This is a genomic window from Dellaglioa sp. CoH-55-MRSF-7 (assembly GCF_056782235.1).
Genome location: NZ_JBXAYI010000096.1, coordinates 1 through 362, shown reverse-complemented (window position 1 = coordinate 362; position 362 = coordinate 1). Strand labels below are relative to the sequence as shown.

The 362-nt window shown below is 56.9% G+C and carries 1 protein-coding gene; it reads right to left on the bottom strand.

Going from position 1 to position 362, the window contains the following annotated elements:
* On the bottom strand, nt 1–362 hold a 362-nt coding region (locus tag AC1RPU_RS08025), incomplete at both ends, for a hypothetical protein (protein ID WP_481769645.1).

Here is a 362-nt window from a genome sequence, read left to right as displayed (position 1 = left end):
GTACCAAGAATATGCCATCATCGGGTCCGTTCGGTTCATAGCTCCAAACAGATTGTCGCCTTCGATGATGCCGCCGTTGCTGCTGACTTCCCCGAGAGTACCGGGACCAGCAAGCGCAATCGACGAAGGCCCGGCAAAACCGCCGAGCCCACTCAAAGCTGAAGCCAAAATGTTTTCAGGTGCGTTAGCCAGCGCGGCGATAGCGCCACCTGTATTGCCAGAAAGCAGCTCACCAGCCGCGCCAATGGCGGACCCTAGTGCTGCGTTCACTGTATTATTTACGACGCGAGAGGCCGTGTTGACGATCGCGTTTTCCGCGCTCTGTACTGCGCCCTTAACGCCTTGGACCTGACGGTCAATTT